The sequence below is a fragment of the Pseudomonas sp. TMW22089 genome (genome assembly GCF_022496645.1).
In the GTDB taxonomy this organism is placed as follows: Bacteria; Pseudomonadota; Gammaproteobacteria; order Pseudomonadales; family Pseudomonadaceae; genus Aquipseudomonas; species Aquipseudomonas paraversuta.
Genome location: NZ_SCFG01000001.1, coordinates 503,640 through 521,550 on the forward strand (window position 1 = coordinate 503,640; position 17,911 = coordinate 521,550).

The following is a 17,911-nucleotide window of genomic DNA, read 5'->3' on the forward strand; positions in this document are numbered from 1 at the left end:
GCGGGCTGGTTTAAAACCGGTTCAGGGGAATCTTCAGACTGCACAAACCGCTGTCATCGGCGGGCGGCAGGTTACCGGCCCGAATGTTGATCTGAATGGCCGGAATCAAGAGTGCCGGAACCCCGAGCGTCGCGTCGCGTGCGGTGCGCATGTCGACGAAACCCGCCAGATCAACGCTGTCGTTGACATGGATATTGCTGGCGCGCTGTTCGCCGACGGTGGTTGACCATGTGGCTTCGCGTCCTGCCGGCGGGTAGTCATGGCACATGAATAGTCGGGTCTCTGGCGCCAGGGCCAGCAACCGCCTGATCGATTGATACAACTGTTGCGCATCGCCCCCGGGGAAGTCGCAGCGGGCGGTGCCGACATCGGGCATGAACAGGGTGTCGCCCACAAACAGGTTGCTGTGTTCTACCTGATAGGCCATGTCGGCGGGGGTGTGGCCCGGCACGTGCAGTGCCCGTACGTGCAGGCGGCCAATGCGGAATTCCTCATCGGGCTGGAACAAATGGTCGAACTGCGAACCGTCCAGTTTGAATGCCGGCTCAAGGTTGTAGATGTCACGGAACACACTCTGGACCTGGGTGATCGGCGCGCCGATGCCGATCCGGCCTCCCAGGGTACGCTTGAGGTAGGCGCTGGCAGACAGATGATCGGCATGGGCGTGAGTCTCCAGCAACCACTGCACCTTCAGGTCATGGGCCTGGACGAAGGCGGCGATCGTGTCGGCGCCTGTCGTGCTGATACGCCCGGCAGCGGCATCGTAGTCGAGTACCGGGTCAATGATTGCGCACTCGCCACCGTCAGCCTCATAGACCACGTAGCTCACGGTCGACGTTACGGCGTCGAAGAAACCTTGAATTTCGGTGTGCATGAAGGTCCTCCCATGGATCAGTAAATACTCAATATATTGAAACATATATTATCGGGTCGTAGACTGTCGATCATCACGTCCCGGAGCTTTCCATGTCTGCTCAGCTAACCAGCGAAGAAATCGGACTTCTGCGCGACTCTGCGTCCAAAGCCTGCACGCTACTCAAAGCCCTGGCCAACGAAGACCGGCTGCTGCTGCTTTGCCAACTGACCCAGGGCGAACGCAATGTCGGCGAGCTTGAGGCGCTGACGGGCATCAGGCAGCCAACGCTGTCGCAGCAACTCGGGGTGTTGCGTGATGAAGGCATGGTCAATACCCGTCGCATGGGGAAGTATATTTTCTACTCGCTCGCCAGCTTCGAAGTGGTCTCGGTGATGCAAACCCTGTCAGGCTTGTACTGTGGGCAAGCGCTTAAAAAGTGACGGTTACTCACCTGCCTATTCCATTCATTTTTGTTGTGCCTGGAGTGCTCAATGGAGCAAAGCATCAAGCGAATCGACGAGTCATTTTCTGTGACGGGTCAGATCGAGCAGTCTGATCTCCATACTTTAGCCGCGCTGGGGTTTCGCAGTGTGATCTGCAACCGGCCGGATCATGAAGGCGGGCCAGAACAACCCGGGCACACTTCGATGCAGCAAGCCGCCGAAGCCCTGGGCCTGAGCTTTGTTTACCTGCCGGTACAGACCACTGGCGCAACACCGGAGCAAGCGCAGCAGTTGCAGCATCTGCTTGGCGAACTGGCAACCCCTGTTCTGGCCTACTGTCGCACCGGTAACCGCTCTTCGAAGCTCTATCAAGCGGCCACTCTGGGTACCCCGGAAATCAAGCAGTACGACGTGGTTGTGGTCGGCGGTGGCTCGGCGGGCATCTCGGTGTCGGCAAGCCTGTTGAAGCGCGACTCGTCCCTGCGCATCGCGGTGATCGAGCCCAATACCGAACACTATTATCAGCCAGCGTGGACACTGGTCGGCGGTGGCGCCTACGAGGTCAAGGACACGGTTCGCCCCACCGCGACAGTGATGCCCAAACAGGTTGTATGGATTAAAGCGTCACTGAGCGCTTTTGCCCCGCAACGCAAGGTGGTGTTGCTCAGTGATGGCTCCGAGCTTGGCTATCAGCAATTGATCGTGTGCCCCGGGTTGCAGTTGGCCTGGGAGAACATCGAGGGCCTGGAAGAGACTTTGGGCAAAAACGCGGTCACCTCCAATTATCGCCACGATCTGGCGCCTTACACCTGGGAACTGGTGCGCACCCTGCGTGGCGGCAAAGCGCTGTTTACCCAGCCGGGCATGCCGATCAAGTGTGCCGGTGCTCCGCAAAAAGCCATGTACCTGTCCTGTGATCATTGGCGTAAACAGGGGGTGCTGGATTCGATCGAGGTGCAATTCAATCTGGCGGGAGCAGCGCTGTTCGGCGTCCCGGCGTTTGTCCCGGCGCTGATGAAATACGTTGAAGCCTACAACGCCCAATTGGCCTTTCAGTCCAATCTGGTCAAGGTCGATGGCCCGAACAGGACCGCCTGGTTTGATGTGACGGGCGCAGACGGCAACGTGACACGGGTCGAGAAGAAGTTCGACATGCTGCATGTGGTGCCGCCGCAACAGGCCCCCGATGTTATCCGGCGCAGTGAGCTGGCGGATAAAGCCGGCTGGTTTGAGACCGACCCGGCGACCCTGCAGCATCCGCGTTATCCAGACATATTCGCCCTGGGCGATGTGTGCGGCACATCCAATGCCAAGACTGCCGCAGCAGCCCGCAAACAGGTGGTGGTAGTGGCTGACAATCTGATCGCCTTGCGCAATGGGGCCGTCTTGTCCAAGCGCTACGATGGCTACGGTTCCTGCCCGCTGACGGTGGAAAAAGGCAAAGTGATTCTGGCCGAGTTCGGTTATGGCGGCAAACTGCTGCCGACGTTCCCGCTGGACCCGACCGTGGCCCGCAAGTCGGCCTGGTTGCTGAAGGCAACCTTGCTCCCCTGGTTCTACTGGAATGGCATGCTCAAGGGACGCGAGTGGTTCACTGACTGCAAGGCGGACTGAGCCAGATTATGTTGATCATCGTGTTGGGTGTGCTGGTGGGCTTGTTGCTCGGGCTGACAGGAGCAGGTGGGGGGATTCTGGCCATCCCGGCGCTGACGCTGGGCCTGGGCTGGTCTCTGCTCGAGGCGACTCCGGTGGCGCTGCTGGCCGTGGGTATTGCGGCGGCAGTGGGCGCGCTGGACGGTCTGCGCAAGGGGCTGGTGCGTTACAAGGCGGCCGGGCTGATGGCAAGTGCCGGCTGGCTGGCGTCCCCGTTCGGGCTGCACCTGGCCAAGCTGTTGCCGGGCACCGCGCTGATGGCGATGTTTGGTTGTGTAATGGTATTCGTCAGTGGGCGCATGTTCATGCAGGCCAGAACGGATTGCGCCCACGTGGCTGAGGCTGCGCCTCACAAGAACTGTCGGGTGAACCCTTCCACCGGGCGACTGGAGTGGGATGTAAAGTGCTCCACCACCCTGGCCGCCATTGGTGCGGTGTCGGGCTGGCTCACCGGATTGCTGGGGGTGGGCGGCGGTTTTTTGATTGTCCCGGCCTTCCGGAAATTCAGTGATGTACCTATGCACGGCATTGTTGCTACGTCGCTGATGGTCGTGGCGCTGGTGTCGCTGGGCACTGTGGGGCATCTGTTGTATCAGGGCTTCAGTCTTTCGGGGGATGCGGCGCTGTTTATCGGTGCGACCCTTGGCGGGATGATCGCCGGACGGATGATTGCGCCGAAGGTCTCCGAGCGCCTGATGCAGCAAGGGTTTGCAGTGCTCTGCGCGCTGGTCAGCGTCATGATGATCGGCAAAGTGCTGATGACGGTTTTTTGAGCCGTACTATCTCGGTGCCCGGATTACAGGCGACGGGAGCAACAGCGGCGTGTTTTCAGTGAGTACAACAGGCGCCCGACTCCAGATCCTTGAGGATCGGGCAGTCTGGGCGGTGGTCACCCTGGCAGCTTTCGACCAGCTCATGCAAGGTGTCGCGCAGGCTGGTCAGCTCGCGGATTTTTTGATTCAACTCATCAATGTGCTGACGGGCCAGGGCTTTAACATCGCCGCTGGCGCGCTGGCGGTCTTGCCAGAGGGCCAGCAGTTTGCCGACCTCATCCAGTGAAAAGCCCAGATCACGGGAGCGTTTGATAAACGCCAGTGTGTGCAGGTCATCGTCGCTGTAAAGACGGTATCCGCTATCGCTGCGGTTCGCGGGTTTGAGCAGCCCGATGGACTCGTAATAACGAATCATCTTGGCACTCAAGCCACTGTGCCTTGCGGCCTGGCCGATATTCATGACGCTCGCCTCATTACTCAAGATTCCCGGGTGTGCACCGCAATCAGTATTCCAGCCTGGCGGGCTTGAGGTACATGCCGTCCTTGCCCAGGGCTATGCGGTATTTGCGCACATCCCCGGCTTTTAAAGAGAATTGCTGGGCCGGCGGTACCAGCATGCCCGGCAAGCAGCCCGGCGCCTGGCCCGGTAAAAGCTTGAGGCGGATACCCACAGTGGCTGGCGGCAGATTGAACGCCAGGGTTTGTTCCTGAAACAAACGCCCTGCCAACTGGTCATCTATATACACCCCGACTTCGCAGCTGGTCGGTACTTCAAGGCGCTCACGGGAGATGATCAAAACCCCGTAGTCCTGATCGGCATGTGCCCATAGCGGCACACTGACAAGACCCAAAAGGCTGACTAGGCTCAAAGCGGACCAGCGCATGGCTAAGTATCCTGTGTTAAATCCCATGGCTGCAGCTTGGCCGAGCGGGGGACAGATTGCCAGCGCGCGATAGCAACACGGGGCTTGACCTTGCCATGGTGGGAAGGTGAAAGCTGCAGGCCTCTCAAACCAAGGAGCAATTATCTTGCAAACATTCAAAGTAGACGGAATGACCTGTGGTGGCTGTGTGCGTGGGGTAACCAACGCCATTCAGCGGATCGATCCGAATTCGAAAGTTGAGGTCGATCTGGAGACCAAGACCGTAAAAGTCGAGAGCGTGCTGCCGTCACTGGAAATCATCGACGCCATTACCAATGCCGGATTCGAGGCGCGTACCGCCCATTAATGCAGGCCCTCTGCTGGCGCGCAGTGGCGCCTGCAGCGCTTGGGTCAGTCTGCTTTATTAGCTAGCTGGCTATCGTTATGTTCAAGTTCTGTAACCACAGCTAGACTATCGGGCTGCGCCAACCGCAGCTCGATTTGGATACCTGATGAACTTTAGAACAATCCTGATTTTAGGCGCCCTGAGCGCCTTCGGTCCTTTGGCAATCGACTTCTATCTGCCGGGCTTCCCGGCGATGGCACAGGCTTTTGCAACAGATGAACAACATATCCAGCTAACGCTGGCGGTTTACTTCCTGGGCTTGTCCATCGGCCAGCTGGCCTATGGGCCGATCGCAGACCGTTTTGGTCGACGCATTCCGCTGCTGGTGGGTGTCGGCCTGTTCACTGCGGCCTCCCTGGCCTGTGCATTTGCCCCCACCCTGGAATGGTTGATTGGTGCCCGATTCGTTCAGGCGCTGGGCGGTTGCGCGGGCATGGTGCTATCGCGGGCGATTGTCAGTGATAAATGCGACGCGGTAGGTTCGGCCAAGGTGTTTTCGCAACTGATGCTGGTCATGGGGCTGGCACCGATTCTGGCGCCGATGCTCGGTGGTCTGCTGGTCAATCTGCATGGCTGGCAGTCGATCTTTATCGTGTTGACGGTGTTCAGTGCTCTGGCGGCCGTGGCCGTGGCGCTGGGTCTGCCGGAAAGCCTGCCCGCCAATGTGCCGCGCCAGCCTTTGTCGGGGGCCTTGCGTCAATATGGCCGCCTGCTCAAGGACCGTGAATTCCTGGGGCATGCACTCACCGGCGGGATCGCGATGGCCGGGATGTTTGCCTACATTGCGGGTTCACCTTTCGTATTTATCAAACTCTACGGCGTACCGGCAGAGCATTACGGCTGGCTGTTTGGCAGCAATGCCGCGGGCTTTATTTTGGTGGCGCAGGTCAATGCCCGGTTGCTGGCCAGACGCGGGCCGGCCTTTTTGCTGGCGCGTACGGTGTGGGTTTATCTGGCGGCCGGTCTGGTGTTGCTGGGCATTAGTGCCTTGCACACAGAACAGCTGTGGCCGTTGCTGATCCCGTTGTTTATCTGTATTGCCAGCCTGGGCTGCATCATCCCCAACGCTTCTGCCTGCGCCATGAGCGGGCAAGGCGCGCGGGCCGGCAGTGCTTCGGCCATGCTCGGCTGTTTGCAGTTCAGTGTGGCCGCAGCCGCAGCTTCATTGGTCGGCGTGTTGCACGACGGCACGGCGCTGCCAATGGCGATGGTGATCACCTTGTGCGGGGTACTGGCGGTGGCTATCGGGATGGCGACCCGGCGTGTCTATAGCGCCCGGATCGCCGCTCAAGAGCCGGTCTGAATCAGCCCGCCAAAGGTGCGGGCAGTACATGCGGGGCTTGCAGGCGGGACTGCAGCTTGTCGACAAAGGCGCGAGCCTCGGCCTCGCTGCGAAAATTGACGGCTTGCTGGTCGAGTTGAACCTGCCATTGGCAGTCACGGGATCTTGCTAACGCTTTTATCAGGATTTTCATTACTGGCCTCCCTTGGTTCGCAAAGGAGGCCAGTGTATTACTGAATCCCCGGTGAAATATGTCAGGGATCAAGTCTCTGACTGACGGTTGAAACTGGCGCTTTCAGCCTCGCGTCATGCCAGATCAGAACCCTTCGAGCACAATCTTGCCTTTGGACTTGCCGCTTTCCAGCAACGTATGGGCGCGGCGCAGGTTGGCCGCGTTGATGGTGCCGAAGTGCTCGCCGACGGTGGTGCGCAAAGTGCCGGCATCGATCAGTTCGGCCACCCGGTTGAGCAGATGATGTTGCTCGATCATGTCCGGCGTTTCGAACAGCGAACGGGTGTACATGAACTCCCAGTGCAGCGACAGGCTCTTGCGCTTGAGCTTGGTAATGTCGAGGGCCTTGGGGTCGTCGATCAGGGCCAGTTTGCCCTGGGGAGCCAGTGCTTCGACCAGTTGATCCAGGTGCTGATCGGTCTGGGTCAGGCTGGCGACGTGGGTAACGCTGTTGATGCCCTGGTGTTTGAGCGCTTCGCTCAGGGGCTGACGATGATCGACAATGAGGTCCGCGCCCAACTCCCGTACCCAGGCTTGGGTCTCGGGGCGCGATGCGCTGCCAATTACCTTGAGTGCCGTGAGCTGGCTGGCCAGTTGAGTCAGGATCGAGCCGACGCCTCCGGCCGCGCCGACAATCAACAGGCTCTGTTGCTGGTCGACCTTGCCCTCATTAATGCCAAGCCGTTCAAACAACAGTTCCCAGGCGGTGATTGCGGTCAGTGGCAGCGCCGCGGCTTCGGCGAAACCGAGGCTCTTGGGCATGTGACCGACGATCCGCTCATCCACCACATGACGTTCGCTGTTGGCGCCGGCGCGGGCAATGGAGCCTGCATAGAACACCTTGTCGCCAACCTTGAACAGGCTCGCCTCACTGCCAACCGCCTTGACCACACCGGCGACGTCCCATCCCAGCACTTTGGCTTCGCCGTCTTGCGGTTGTACGTTCTGCCGGACTTTGGTGTCCACCGGGTTCACGGAAATGGCTTTTACTTCAACCAGCAGGTCGCGGGGGCCGGCAATCGGCTCTGGCAGTTCGATGTCTTGCAGGGCTTGGGGGTCTTGAATCGGTAGCGACTGGTAATAGGCGATAGCTTTCATGGGACAAGTCCTGAAGGAGATTAAGAAAGTAGAACCATGATTAGCTATTTCGTGGAATGATAAAACCGGCTAAAACAGCAGTCTCTTTCAATATTTTATTGATAATTCCCGGGTGTGTTTTCAATGCTGCGTTTCGATGACCTGCAACTGTTTGTTCGCGCCGCAGACCTGGGCAGTTTGTCGGCGGCAGCACGGGTAATGGACATGTCGCCGGCGGTGGCCAGTGCGGCGCTCAAGCGCATCGAGGCGCAGCTGAATACCCGGCTGCTGGCCCGCTCCACCCGGAGTTTGCGGTTGACTGCAGAAGGTGAAGGTTTTCTCGAATATGCGCGTACGGCATTAAGCAGTCTGGATGAAGGACGGCGCTTGCTGGCTCGTGGGCAAGATCAGGTCAGTGGGGTGCTGCAGCTGTCGGCCCCCTCGGACTTCGGGCGTAATTTACTGCTGCCCTGGCTGGATCAGTTTCAGCGTGAGCACCCGAAGCTCACGGTGCGTTTGTTGCTGGGGGACCGAATTGCCGACCTGTTCCGTCAGCCGGTAGATATCGCCTTGCGCTACGGTGAGCCTGAAGACTCCAGCCTGGTGGCCTTGCCGGTGGCGGCAGACAATCGCCGGGTGCTGTGTGCGTCCCCTGACTACCTGGTGCGCAAGGGCGAGCCGCGTCAGCTCGAACAGCTGTTGCAACACAATTGCCTGCTGTACATGCTCGGCACGCGAGTCCACGACTATTGGCAATTCAATGATGGCAAGCGTGAGCTTGGGCTGACGGTCAGTGGCGACCGGTTCAGTGACGATGCCGATGTGGTGCGTTTGTGGGCGTTGGCCGGGGCCGGGATTGCCTACAAATCCTGGCTGGATGTAGCGGGGGATGTGACTTCGGGCCGGCTCAAGGTGCTGTTGCCCGAGCTGACCTGTGAGCGGGCGCCGTTGAACCTGCTGTGCGGCCATCGTGCGCAACTGAGCAAGCCGGTGAGGTTATTACACGACATGCTGGTTGAGCGGTGCGCGGGGTTGGCCCGCGACCGAGGCCGTCAAGGCTGACTGTGGGAGCCGGCAGCCAGCTCCCACAACAGGTTTACGGCTTGATCAAGCGTGCATCCAGGCTGTTTTGCGCCAGACGCTTGGCCTGATCCTGGGTCATGCCCAGGTCGGTGTACAGGGCGTGGAAGTTTTCGGTCATGTAACCACCGAAATAGGCCGGGTCATCCGAATTGACGGTCACCTTCACGCCGCGCTCGAGCATGTCGAGAATGTTGTGCTGCGACATGTGATCAAACACGCAGAGTTTGGTATTCGAGAGCGGGCACACGGTCAGCGGGATTTGCTCGTCGATAATGCGTTGCATCAGACGCTCGTCTTCAATCGCCCGTACACCGTGGTCGATGCGCTGGATTTTGAGCAGATCGAGCGCCTCCCAGATGTACTCCGGCGGGCCCTCTTCGCCGGCGTGGGCGACGGTGAGAAAGCCTTCGTGACGGGCGCGATCGAAGACGCGCTGGAACTTGCTCGGCGGGTGGCCCATTTCTGAGCTGTCGAGGCCAACGGCGACAAATGCTTCGCGAAATGGCAGTGCCTGATCGAGGGTTTTTTCCGCTTCTTCTTCACTCAAGTGACGCAGAAAACTCAGGATCAGACCGCTGGTGATACCCAGTTGCTGCTCGCCGTCCTTGAGTGCGCTGGCGATGCCGTTAAGCACCACTTCGAAGGGAATCCCGCGGTCAGTGTGGGTTTGCGGGTCGAAGAAGGGTTCAGTGTGAATCACATTCTGCGCCTTGCAACGCAGCAGGTAGGCCCAGGTCAGGTCGTAGAAATCCTGGGACGTACGCAATACGTCTGCACCCTTGTAATACAGGTCGAGGAACTCTTGCAGGTTGTTGAAGGCATACGCTTTGCGCAAGGTTTCAACGTCGTTCCAGGGCAGGGCAATCTTGTTGCGCTCAGCCAGAGCGAACAGCAGTTCGGGTTCCAGGGATCCCTCAAGATGCATGTGCAGTTCAGCTTTTGGCAGGGCGTTGAGCCAGTCGTACATAAAAAATTCTCATTAAATCAGGTGCAGATCCCAGCATTCTACAGGCGTGCTGCTACACATTTGGTAAAACCCGACCAAGCTATTTGTCGCAGCGTACGGTTGCCAGGTGTGACAGAGACCTGGACGGGCGGGCCTGTGAACTAACATGTAACGAAACGTTAGCAAGTTGTGGAAGTCTGTAACCCATCAACCTGTGTTTGTTTACTGGCAAAAGGCCCGCAATGCTGACTCTATTGAAAGACGAAAAACTGCTGCTGCTGGCGATCGTGATGGTGGCGCTGGCTTACCCGCTGGAGCATTGGCTACTGAGCAACGGCCAGATTACCGCCCTGGCAGCAGGGGTTGTGCTTGTGGCTGCGATTGTGTGTGCCTCGATGCGCGTGGCCCATCACGCCGAGGTACTGGCAGAAAAAGTCGGCGATCCCTATGGCACGATGATCCTTACCTTGTCCGCCGTTTTGGTCGAGGTGGTGATCCTGGCCATCATGATGAGCAACGAAGCATCACCGACCCTGGTACGGGACACGATTTACTCTGCGGTCATGCTCGACATCAATGGCATTCTCGGCCTGGCGGCACTGATGGGCGGGATCAAACATGGCGAGCAGTCCTACAACGATGATTCGGCCCGCACCTACACGGTGATGATTCTTACTGCCATGGGGGTGTCCATGGTGGTGCCGGAGTTTATCCCCGAGGCTGACTGGAAAATTTACTCGGCCTTCACCATCGGCGCGATGGTATTGCTCTACACCCTGTTTTTGCGGATGCAGGTCGGGCCGCACAGTTACTTCTTCAGTTACAGCTACCCGGACAAGAAACGCCGCAAGGGTGAGCACAAAGAAGAGCCGGCGAACCTCAAACTGTCGGTAACCGTGCTGGCACTGGGGGTTATCGTGATTGGTGCGCTGGCAGAGGTGATGTCCAAAACCCTGGACCTTGGTCTTGAGGGCACGGGCGCACCGCCGGTGATCACGGCCATTGTGGTGGCCGCAATTTCGGCCGCGCCGGAAATCCTCACGGCCCTGCGTGCCGCATTGGCCAATCGCATGCAGTCGGTGGTTAACGTGGCGTTGGGCGCTTCATTGTCCACTGTGATTCTGACGGTGCCGGTGATGGAGGCAATGGCACTGTATACCGGGCAGCCGTTTCAGATGGCCATGACCCCGGTGCAGACAGTGATGGTGCTGATTACCCTGGTGGTCTGTGCCATCAACCTCAATGACGGTGAAACCAATGCCATCGAGGGCATGACCCATTTCGTGCTGTTTGCGACTTTTATCATGCTGTCGTTGCTGGGGCTTTAACCACAGCTGAGCCCGGTCCGTCGGGAGCGGGCTCAGCGGTTGCTTACCAGGGAATTGTCTGGCCTTTGTAGTCGATAAAGTGATGGCCGCCTTTACCTGCGTAGGCTTTGACTTGTTCAACGAGGCCCCGGGTGCTGGTTTCGACATCGATCTCGGCACCTTCGCCGCCCATGTCGGTTTTTACCCAGCCCGGATGCATGGAGAGCACGGTGGGATTGTTTTCCCCCAGTTCCTGATGCACAAAGGTCGTGGTCATGGAGTTGAGTGCAGCCTTGCTGGCTTTATAGAGCGCCATTTCAGGCGCGTCCGGCACAGTGATGCTGCCCAGCACCGAACTCATGAAGGCCAGCACGCCGCTGTCTTTTCGGACTTTACTGACAAACGCTTTCGCCAGATTAATTGGCGCCACGCTGTTGGTATAAAACAATTGGCCAACCTCAGCCAGGGTTGCGTTGCCCGACCATTGATCATCCGGGCCTTTGATGCCGGCATTGATGAACAGCAGGTCGAAGACCTGGTTGTTCAACCTGTTGCTCAATGCCTTGATGGCCTGGTGGTTGTCGATGTCCAGTTGCTCAATGCTCACTTGGCCCAGTGATTTCAAGGCGTCGGCTTTATTGGGATCGCGGACAGTCGCGGTGACTTGCCAGCCGTCCTTGAGTAACTCTTTGACCAGGCCCAGTCCCAATCCACGTGAAGCTCCGATAATCAGTGCATGTTTTGCTGTCATGAGTAGCGTCCTTCTAGAGCTAAAGGGAATTCACCGTAAAGGTTTTTACTCCATCGCTGTGCGAGTGCCCAGCTTTGAGGTGTGGGCCTGTTCCTTTGTTCAGGTAGGAGAGAGTTTCAGGGCGCGTCAGGCTATGGTTGTTTAAATATCGATTTGGTTAAAAAACGTACAAAGATAAGCAGGCGTTACGCAGATTGAATTCGCGGGGTATTTGCACGGGTTATCCACAGGTTGTTCCACAGTAACTGTGTGCAACTTCGGTTGAGGGGTATAAGCACCGGGCTGCTTTGTTCTAACCGCGATAACCTTGTCTAAATGACTGTTTTTAAATAGATTTTCTTTGTTTTGAAGAAAGCAGGTCAAAAAACGTACAAACCTGTGCAATGCCCGTGACACAAGGGCTGCAGCCTTGTGTACTCAGGTTATCCACAGTTGGGTGCACAGTGACTGTGGGCAAGTCCGGGGGAAGGATATGGCGTATTTACTCCTCTGTGCCGAGCTCGCGCCGGTGCAGCAAAATCCTGCCGCGACTGATACTGGCCAGTTGTTGCTGTAGAGGGGCGATCTGTTCTTCGGCCAGTGCCAGTTGCAGGTCAACGCCATTGGCGGTGAAGGTTTCATTGATCAGCAAACCTCCTGATTCGGCCACCCGCAGTTTAATCAGTGCCAGTTCGCTGAAGTTGCACGAGCAGTCCAGCGCAACACGGCTAATCAACCTCAGCTTTTCTGCGCCCTGCAGGCATTTGTTGGCGCCGCCGCCGTAAGCCCGTGCCAGCCCGCCGGTTCCCAGCTGGATGCCGCCATACCAGCGAATGACCAGTACCACGACCTGATCGCAGTCCTGGGCCTCGATAGCTGACAGTATCGGCCGGCCAGCGGTGCCGCCGGGTTCGCCGTCGTCACTGCTGCGATATTGATCACCGTGTTTCCAGGCCCAGCAATTGTGCGAGGCATTCAGGTCGCTATGTTGCTCGATAAAGTCCTGTGCCTGTTGAGCATTGGTGATCGGCGCGGCGAGGGTGATAAAGCGGCTTTTTCGGATTTCTTCGCGATATTCGCAAAGACCCAGGAGGGTCGAAGGCATGTCGGTTCCAGACTTAGACGGTAGGCGTCAGGCCGCAGCCTTTGAGGATGATACGGATCAGGTTGTCGCTGGCGTCTTGCATGTCTTGCCTGGTCAAACGCGAGCGCCCCGATACGCGGCAGATTTGGGTCGCGAAGTCGGCGTAATGCTGGGTGCTGCCCCATAACAGGAAAATCAGGTGTACCGGGTCGACCGGGTCCATTTTTCCGGCATCTATCCAGGCTTGAAACACGGCCGCCCGGCCCTGGAACCAAATGCGGTAGTCCTGGGTGAAGTATTCGGTCAGACAGGCGCCACCGCTGATGATTTCCATTGCAAATACGCGGGAGGCCTGTGGCTGTTGGCGTGAGAACTCCATCTTGGCGCGGATGTAACGGCTGAGTGCCTGGGCCGGATCGTCTTCGGCGGTCAGGGTATTGAAGGTGCGGTCCCACAATTCGATGATATTGCTCAATACCGCAATATAGAGCCCCAGCTTGTTGGTGAAGTAGTAGTGCAGGTTGGCTTTTGGCAGGCCGGCCTTGAGCGCGATGGTGTTCATGCTGGTGCCTTTGAACCCATGACGGGCAAATTCATCCTCTGCGGCCTTGAGAATGACCTCTTCGTTCTTTTGACGAATACGGCCAGCCGGCTTGCCATCGTGGGCGGGGATTTCAAAGGTCATAGGTTTTCCAGAGCAATCTTTGTGGGAGCTTTCGCTGCAGTTTCACGTTAGCGCGTCGCTTCCAGGCTCTCAAGGAAACTTTCCAGCACCAGATGCGGACGTCGACCTTTACGTGTGACCGAGGCCAGACTCAAGTCATAAAAGCGGGTTTTGGCTTTCAAGGCCCGCAGGCGGCCTTGTTGCACCCACAGGCTGGCGTAATGATCGGGCAGGTAGCCGATGTAGCGCCCGGTCAGAATCAGAAAAGCCATGCCTTCGCGATCTGACGCGCTGGCGGTGCAATTAAGTGCCTGGTAGTGCGCCTGGATCTCGGAAGGCAGGCGGAAAGTCGGGGCAATGGCATCCTGTTCGTTGAGACGCTGGTCGGCCAGTTGCCGATCATCGACATAAAACAGCGGGTGGCCCACAGCGCAATAGAGCAGTGAGCGCTCGCTGTACAACGGTTGGTACTCAAGACCCGACAGCGCACTGGCCTGGGGTACGACGCCTACATGCAAGCGGCCGTCGAGAACCCCTTGCTCTACTTCATTGGGGGCGATCATTCGAATGTGAATTTGTACATCGGGCCCGCGCTCTTTGAGTTGGGACAGGGCATGGGTGATACGCATGTGGGGCAGGGTGACCAGGTTGTCGGTTAGCCCAATCGTCAGTTCACCGCGCAGGTGGTGATGCAGGCCGTTGACCTCGGTACGAAAACTTTCGAGTGCCCCCAGCAACTGGAGTGATGACTGATAAACCTCGCGGCCTTCTTCTGTCAGAGAAAATCCCGCCCGCCCACGCTGACACAGGCGTAAACCCAGTCGTTGTTCCAGGTCACTCATCTGCTGACTGATGGCCGAGCGGCCAATGCCGAGCACCGTTTCTGCCGCCGAGAACCCGCCGCATTCCACCACGCTGCGGAAAATACGCAGCAATCGAATATCAAAATCGCTGACTTGGGCCAGTGCATCGGGACGACGGCTGCTCATAGTTTAGTGGAGGCCTGACTAAAGGTTAGAAGAGTTGGATTTCACCGACTTTATAGCCATGGCAATTTAGCTGCAACAACGCTTTCAATCCCACGCCGCTTTCTGCTCTGCGAGGTTTTGCCCATGAACATGCCTGAAAACGCCGAAATAACAGTGACTAGCCAGCTCAAGCTGGATGCCCACTGGATGCCTTACACCGCTAACCGTAACTTCCATCGTGACCCGCGTTTTATCGTGGGGGCCAAAGGGAGCTATTTGACGGACGATAAGGGTCGGCAAATTTACGATTCACTGTCAGGTCTATGGACCTGTGGCGCAGGGCATACCCGCAAAGAAATTCAGGAAGCTGTTTCAAAGCAGTTGGGCACCCTCGATTACTCGCCGGCGTTCCAGTACGGGCATCCACTGTCGTTCCAGCTGGCCGAGAAGATCACTGAGCTGACGCCGGGCAACCTGAATCATGTGTTCTTCACTGACTCGGGTTCGGAGTGCGCGGATACCGCAGTGAAAATGGTCCGCGCTTACTGGCGCTTGAAAGGCCAGTCGAGCAAAACCAAGATGATTGGTCGTGCTCGTGGTTATCACGGGGTGAACATCGCGGGTACCAGTCTGGGCGGTGTGAACGGCAACCGTAAGATGTTTGGTCAGGCGATGATGGATGTTGATCATCTGCCGCACACACTGCTGGCCAGCAACGCGTTCTCTCGCGGTATGCCCGAGTTGGGCGGGATTGCATTGGCCGATGAACTGCTCAAGTTGATCGAGCTGCATGACGCTTCGAACATCGCTGCCGTGTTTGTGGAACCGATGGCAGGCTCTGCCGGTGTGCTGGTGCCGCCACAGGGTTATCTGAAACGTCTGCGTGAAATCTGTGATCAGCACAACATCCTGCTGGTCTTTGATGAGGTGATTACCGGGTTTGGTCGCACAGGCTCGATGTTCGGTGCCGACAGCTTCGGTGTGACGCCAGACTTGATGTGTATTGCCAAGCAGGTCACTAACGGTGCGATCCCTATGGGCGCAGTGATTGCTACCAGCGAGATTTATCACACCTTCATGAATCAACCGACGCCTGAGTACGCGGTTGAATTCCCGCACGGGTATACCTATTCGGCTCATCCGGTGGCGTGTGCTGCGGGTCTGGCGGCCCTGGATCTTTTGCAAAAAGAAAACCTGGTGCAGAGCGTGGCGCAAGTTGCACCGCATTTCGAGAATGCGTTGCATGGTCTGAAGGGCGTGAAGAATGTCATCGATATTCGCAACTACGGCCTGGCCGGTGCGATTCAGATTGCTCCGCGCGATGGCGATGCGATTGTGCGCCCGTTCGATGCCGCGATGAAGTTGTGGAAGGCCGGCTTCTACGTGCGTTACGGCGGTGACACTCTGCAATTCGGGCCGACTTTCAATAGCAAGCCGCAGGAACTGGATCGCCTGTTCGATGCGGTCGGCGAAGCGCTGAATCAGATCGACTGATTTCTTCTATCTATATAGAAGGGACTTTTTTGAATTTTGACAGGCGCGCACTGTTCGCGCCTGTGGACAACTTTTTGGAGCTCCAATGAGCACGATTCAACATTTGATCAATGGCGAGATGGTAAGTGATTCTGGCCGCACTGCCGATGTGTACAACCCGTCGACCGGTAAAGTGATTCATCAGGTGCCACTGGCCAGTCGCGAGACTATTCAACAAGCTATCGATGCCGCCAAAGCAGCATTCCCGCTGTGGCGTAATACGCCTGCGGCCAAACGCGCTCAAGTGATGTTCCGTTTCAAGCAACTTCTGGAACAGAACGAAGCACGCATCTCGCAGTTGATCAGTGAAGAGCATGGCAAGACGCTGGAAGACGCAGCCGGTGAGTTGAAGCGTGGAATCGAGAACGTCGAGTACGCCTGTTCTGCTCCTGAAATCCTGAAGGGCGAATACAGCCGTAACGTAGGACCGAACATTGATGCCTGGTCGGACTTCCAGCCATTGGGTGTGGTGGCGGGGATTACGCCTTTCAACTTCCCGGCCATGGTGCCGCTGTGGATGTATCCGCTGGCCATTGTGTGCGGTAACTGTTTCATTCTGAAGCCGTCGGAACGTGACCCGAGCTCGACGCTGTTGATTGCCCAGTTGTTGCAGGAAGCCGGTTTGCCTAAAGGCGTAATGAACGTGGTCCATGGTGACAAGACCGCTGTGGATGCATTGATCGAGGCTCCAGAAGTGAAGGCCTTGAGTTTTGTCGGGTCGACGCCGATTGCCGAATACATCTATGCCGAGGGCACTAAGCGCGGCAAGCGCGTTCAGGCTTTGGGCGGTGCCAAGAACCATGCGGTATTGATGCCGGATGCCGATCTGGATAACGCGGTCAATGCTTTGATGGGCGCTGCCTATGGTTCGTGCGGCGAGCGTTGCATGGCGATTTCGGTTGCAGTGTGTGTAGGCGATCAAGTGGCCGATGCACTGGTGGCCAAGTTGGTTCCGCAAATCAAGGCGTTGAAAATTGGCGCAGGTACTTCGTGCGGTCTGGATATGGGCCCACTGGTTTCCGGTCAGGCCCGTGACAAGGTCAGCGGCTATGTCCAGGACGGTGTGACGGCAGGTGCTGAGCTGGTGGTTGATGGGCGCGGGTTAAGCGTCAAGGATCACGAAGATGGCTTCTTCCTGGGTGGTTGCCTGTTTGACCGCGTGACACCCGAGATGCGCATCTATAAAGAAGAGATTTTTGGTCCGGTACTTTGCATCGTGCGGGTTAATAGCCTGGAAGCGGCAATGCAGCTGATCAACGATCATGAATATGGCAACGGTACGTGTATCTTCACCCGTGATGGTGAAGCGGCGCGTCTGTTTTGCGACGAGATTGAAGTGGGGATGGTGGGCGTTAACGTTCCGCTGCCGGTGCCGGTGGCTTACCACAGCTTTGGCGGATGGAAACGTTCGCTGTTTGGCGACCTGCATGCGTACGGGCCGGATGGTGTGCGCTTTTACACGCGCCGCAAGGCAATCACCCAGCGCTGGCCGCAACGCGCTAGCCATGAGGCATCGCAGTTTGCATTTCCGAGTCTGTAAGACTCGCGAAAGCGCTATATAGATGAAGAGAGGCCAGCCGCCAGGCTGGCCTCTGCTTTTGGGGGCATTAAAGGCAATATGACACTAATGTGAAATTAGTCCTTGACCCAGAATTCCAACGGCCTATAATTCGCCCACTTCCGGCGCAGTCGAAACGGAAAACTCCTTGAGTTTCAATGAGTTGGATGGTTCTTCGGCAGTGTCAGCTTCAAGTCATCGAAGCAGGAAATGAGGTGTTGACAGCAGCGTGTAACGCTGTAGAATTCGCCTCCCGCTAACGAGAGATCGAAAGCGCAAGTGGTTGATGTTACAAAGGAAACTTTGAAAACATCTGAAAATAACCGCTTGACAGCAACAGAGGCTGCTGTAGAATGCGCGCCTCGGTTGAGCGAAAGCTTAACCAACCGCTCTTTAACAACTGAATCAAGCAATTCGTGTGGGTGCTTGTGGAGTCAGACTGATAGTCAACAA

General features: G+C 57.4%; 19 protein-coding genes. 9 read left to right on the forward strand and 10 right to left on the reverse strand.

Going from position 1 to position 17,911, the window contains the following annotated elements; genetic code table 11:
* Window positions 1–10 precede the first annotated feature (10 nt).
* Window positions 11–874 (reverse strand): MBL fold metallo-hydrolase, encoded by an 864-nt coding sequence (locus tag EQV90_RS02250; protein ID WP_003439302.1) that lies wholly within the window; start codon window positions 872–874, stop codon window positions 11–13.
* A gap of 92 nt (window positions 875–966) precedes the next feature.
* Here EQV90_RS02250 and EQV90_RS02255 point away from each other — a divergent pair, with 92 nt between their 5' ends.
* From EQV90_RS02255 to EQV90_RS02265, 3 genes are read left to right on the forward strand one after another with little or no spacing between them, the layout of a single operon-like run.
* Entirely contained in the window at window positions 967–1,296 is a 330-nt protein-coding gene (locus EQV90_RS02255) for a metalloregulator ArsR/SmtB family transcription factor (RefSeq protein ID WP_003439303.1), read from the forward strand.
* Between the two features lie 51 nt (window positions 1,297–1,347).
* The gene (locus EQV90_RS02260; protein ID WP_127195761.1) at window positions 1,348–2,913 is read left to right on the forward strand and encodes a bifunctional protein tyrosine phosphatase family protein/NAD(P)/FAD-dependent oxidoreductase; all 1,566 of its coding nucleotides are present in this window, start codon (window positions 1,348–1,350) and stop codon (window positions 2,911–2,913) included.
* A gap of 8 nt (window positions 2,914–2,921) precedes the next feature.
* Window positions 2,922–3,725 carry a sulfite exporter TauE/SafE family protein gene (locus EQV90_RS02265; RefSeq protein WP_003439305.1) on the forward strand — a complete coding sequence of 268 codons (804 nt, stop codon included), beginning with the start codon at window positions 2,922–2,924 and terminating at the stop codon, window positions 3,723–3,725.
* 55 nt (window positions 3,726–3,780) lie between these two features.
* Here the strand turns inward: EQV90_RS02265 and cueR are convergent, their stop codons facing one another.
* Entirely contained in the window at window positions 3,781–4,185 is a 405-nt protein-coding gene (gene cueR / locus EQV90_RS02270; protein WP_003439306.1) for a Cu(I)-responsive transcriptional regulator, read from the reverse strand.
* Between the two features lie 43 nt (window positions 4,186–4,228).
* A complete protein-coding gene (locus EQV90_RS02275; RefSeq protein WP_003439309.1) occupies window positions 4,229–4,609 on the reverse strand; it encodes a hypothetical protein in 381 nt (126 codons plus the stop codon).
* Window positions 4,610–4,754: 145 nt separating this feature from the next.
* On the opposite strand from EQV90_RS02275, the gene EQV90_RS02280 reads away from it, so the two are divergent.
* Both EQV90_RS02280 and EQV90_RS02285 read left to right on the forward strand, forming a co-directional pair.
* Window positions 4,755–4,955, forward strand: a complete 201-nt coding sequence (locus EQV90_RS02280) for a heavy-metal-associated domain-containing protein (RefSeq protein ID WP_003439311.1) — start codon at window positions 4,755–4,757, stop codon at window positions 4,953–4,955.
* 145 nt (window positions 4,956–5,100) lie between these two features.
* On the forward strand, window positions 5,101–6,297 hold the full coding sequence (locus EQV90_RS02285) for a multidrug effflux MFS transporter (protein WP_003439313.1): 1,197 nt from the start codon (window positions 5,101–5,103) through the stop codon (window positions 6,295–6,297).
* A 1-nt stretch (window position 6,298) separates the two neighbouring features.
* Here the strand turns inward: EQV90_RS02285 and EQV90_RS02290 are convergent, their stop codons facing one another.
* The gene (locus EQV90_RS02290; protein ID WP_003439315.1) at window positions 6,299–6,469 is read right to left on the reverse strand and encodes a hypothetical protein; all 171 of its coding nucleotides are present in this window, start codon (window positions 6,467–6,469) and stop codon (window positions 6,299–6,301) included.
* 123 nt (window positions 6,470–6,592) lie between these two features.
* Window positions 6,593–7,606 carry a zinc-binding alcohol dehydrogenase family protein gene (locus EQV90_RS02295; RefSeq protein WP_003439317.1) on the reverse strand — a complete coding sequence of 338 codons (1,014 nt, stop codon included), beginning with the start codon at window positions 7,604–7,606 and terminating at the stop codon, window positions 6,593–6,595.
* A 123-nt stretch (window positions 7,607–7,729) separates the two neighbouring features.
* On the opposite strand from EQV90_RS02295, the gene EQV90_RS02300 reads away from it, so the two are divergent.
* Window positions 7,730–8,647 (forward strand): LysR family transcriptional regulator, encoded by a 918-nt coding sequence (locus EQV90_RS02300; protein WP_003439319.1) that lies wholly within the window; start codon window positions 7,730–7,732, stop codon window positions 8,645–8,647.
* Between the two features lie 34 nt (window positions 8,648–8,681).
* On the opposite strand, the gene EQV90_RS02305 is transcribed toward EQV90_RS02300, so the two are convergent.
* Window positions 8,682–9,635, reverse strand: coding sequence for an adenosine deaminase (locus tag EQV90_RS02305; RefSeq protein WP_003439321.1), 954 nt, complete (start codon window positions 9,633–9,635; stop codon window positions 8,682–8,684).
* Between the two features lie 221 nt (window positions 9,636–9,856).
* Here EQV90_RS02305 and EQV90_RS02310 point away from each other — a divergent pair, with 221 nt between their 5' ends.
* Complete coding sequence (locus EQV90_RS02310; RefSeq protein WP_003439324.1) at window positions 9,857–10,942, forward strand: calcium:proton antiporter; 1,086 nt, start codon at window positions 9,857–9,859, stop codon at window positions 10,940–10,942.
* Between the two features lie 43 nt (window positions 10,943–10,985).
* Here the strand turns inward: EQV90_RS02310 and EQV90_RS02315 are convergent, their stop codons facing one another.
* From EQV90_RS02315 to EQV90_RS02330, 4 genes are all read right to left on the reverse strand, one after another.
* Window positions 10,986–11,672: an SDR family oxidoreductase gene (locus tag EQV90_RS02315; protein ID WP_240877703.1), complete on the reverse strand. Its 687-nt coding sequence runs from the start codon at window positions 11,670–11,672 to the stop codon at window positions 10,986–10,988.
* Between the two features lie 481 nt (window positions 11,673–12,153).
* Window positions 12,154–12,756, reverse strand: coding sequence for a YigZ family protein (locus tag EQV90_RS02320; protein ID WP_203008912.1), 603 nt, complete (start codon window positions 12,754–12,756; stop codon window positions 12,154–12,156).
* Between the two features lie 13 nt (window positions 12,757–12,769).
* Window positions 12,770–13,420 carry a TetR/AcrR family transcriptional regulator gene (locus EQV90_RS02325; RefSeq protein WP_161719738.1) on the reverse strand — a complete coding sequence of 217 codons (651 nt, stop codon included), beginning with the start codon at window positions 13,418–13,420 and terminating at the stop codon, window positions 12,770–12,772.
* Window positions 13,421–13,467: 47 nt separating this feature from the next.
* A complete protein-coding gene (locus tag EQV90_RS02330; RefSeq protein WP_003439335.1) occupies window positions 13,468–14,388 on the reverse strand; it encodes a LysR family transcriptional regulator in 921 nt (306 codons plus the stop codon).
* A 123-nt stretch (window positions 14,389–14,511) separates the two neighbouring features.
* Between EQV90_RS02330 and EQV90_RS02335 the strand changes: the two genes are divergently transcribed.
* Window positions 14,512–15,861: an aspartate aminotransferase family protein gene (locus EQV90_RS02335; protein ID WP_003439338.1), complete on the forward strand. Its 1,350-nt coding sequence runs from the start codon at window positions 14,512–14,514 to the stop codon at window positions 15,859–15,861.
* Window positions 15,862–15,946: 85 nt separating this feature from the next.
* Complete coding sequence (locus EQV90_RS02340; protein WP_010656210.1) at window positions 15,947–17,440, forward strand: CoA-acylating methylmalonate-semialdehyde dehydrogenase; 1,494 nt, start codon at window positions 15,947–15,949, stop codon at window positions 17,438–17,440.
* The last annotated feature ends 471 nt before the right edge of the window (window positions 17,441–17,911 follow it).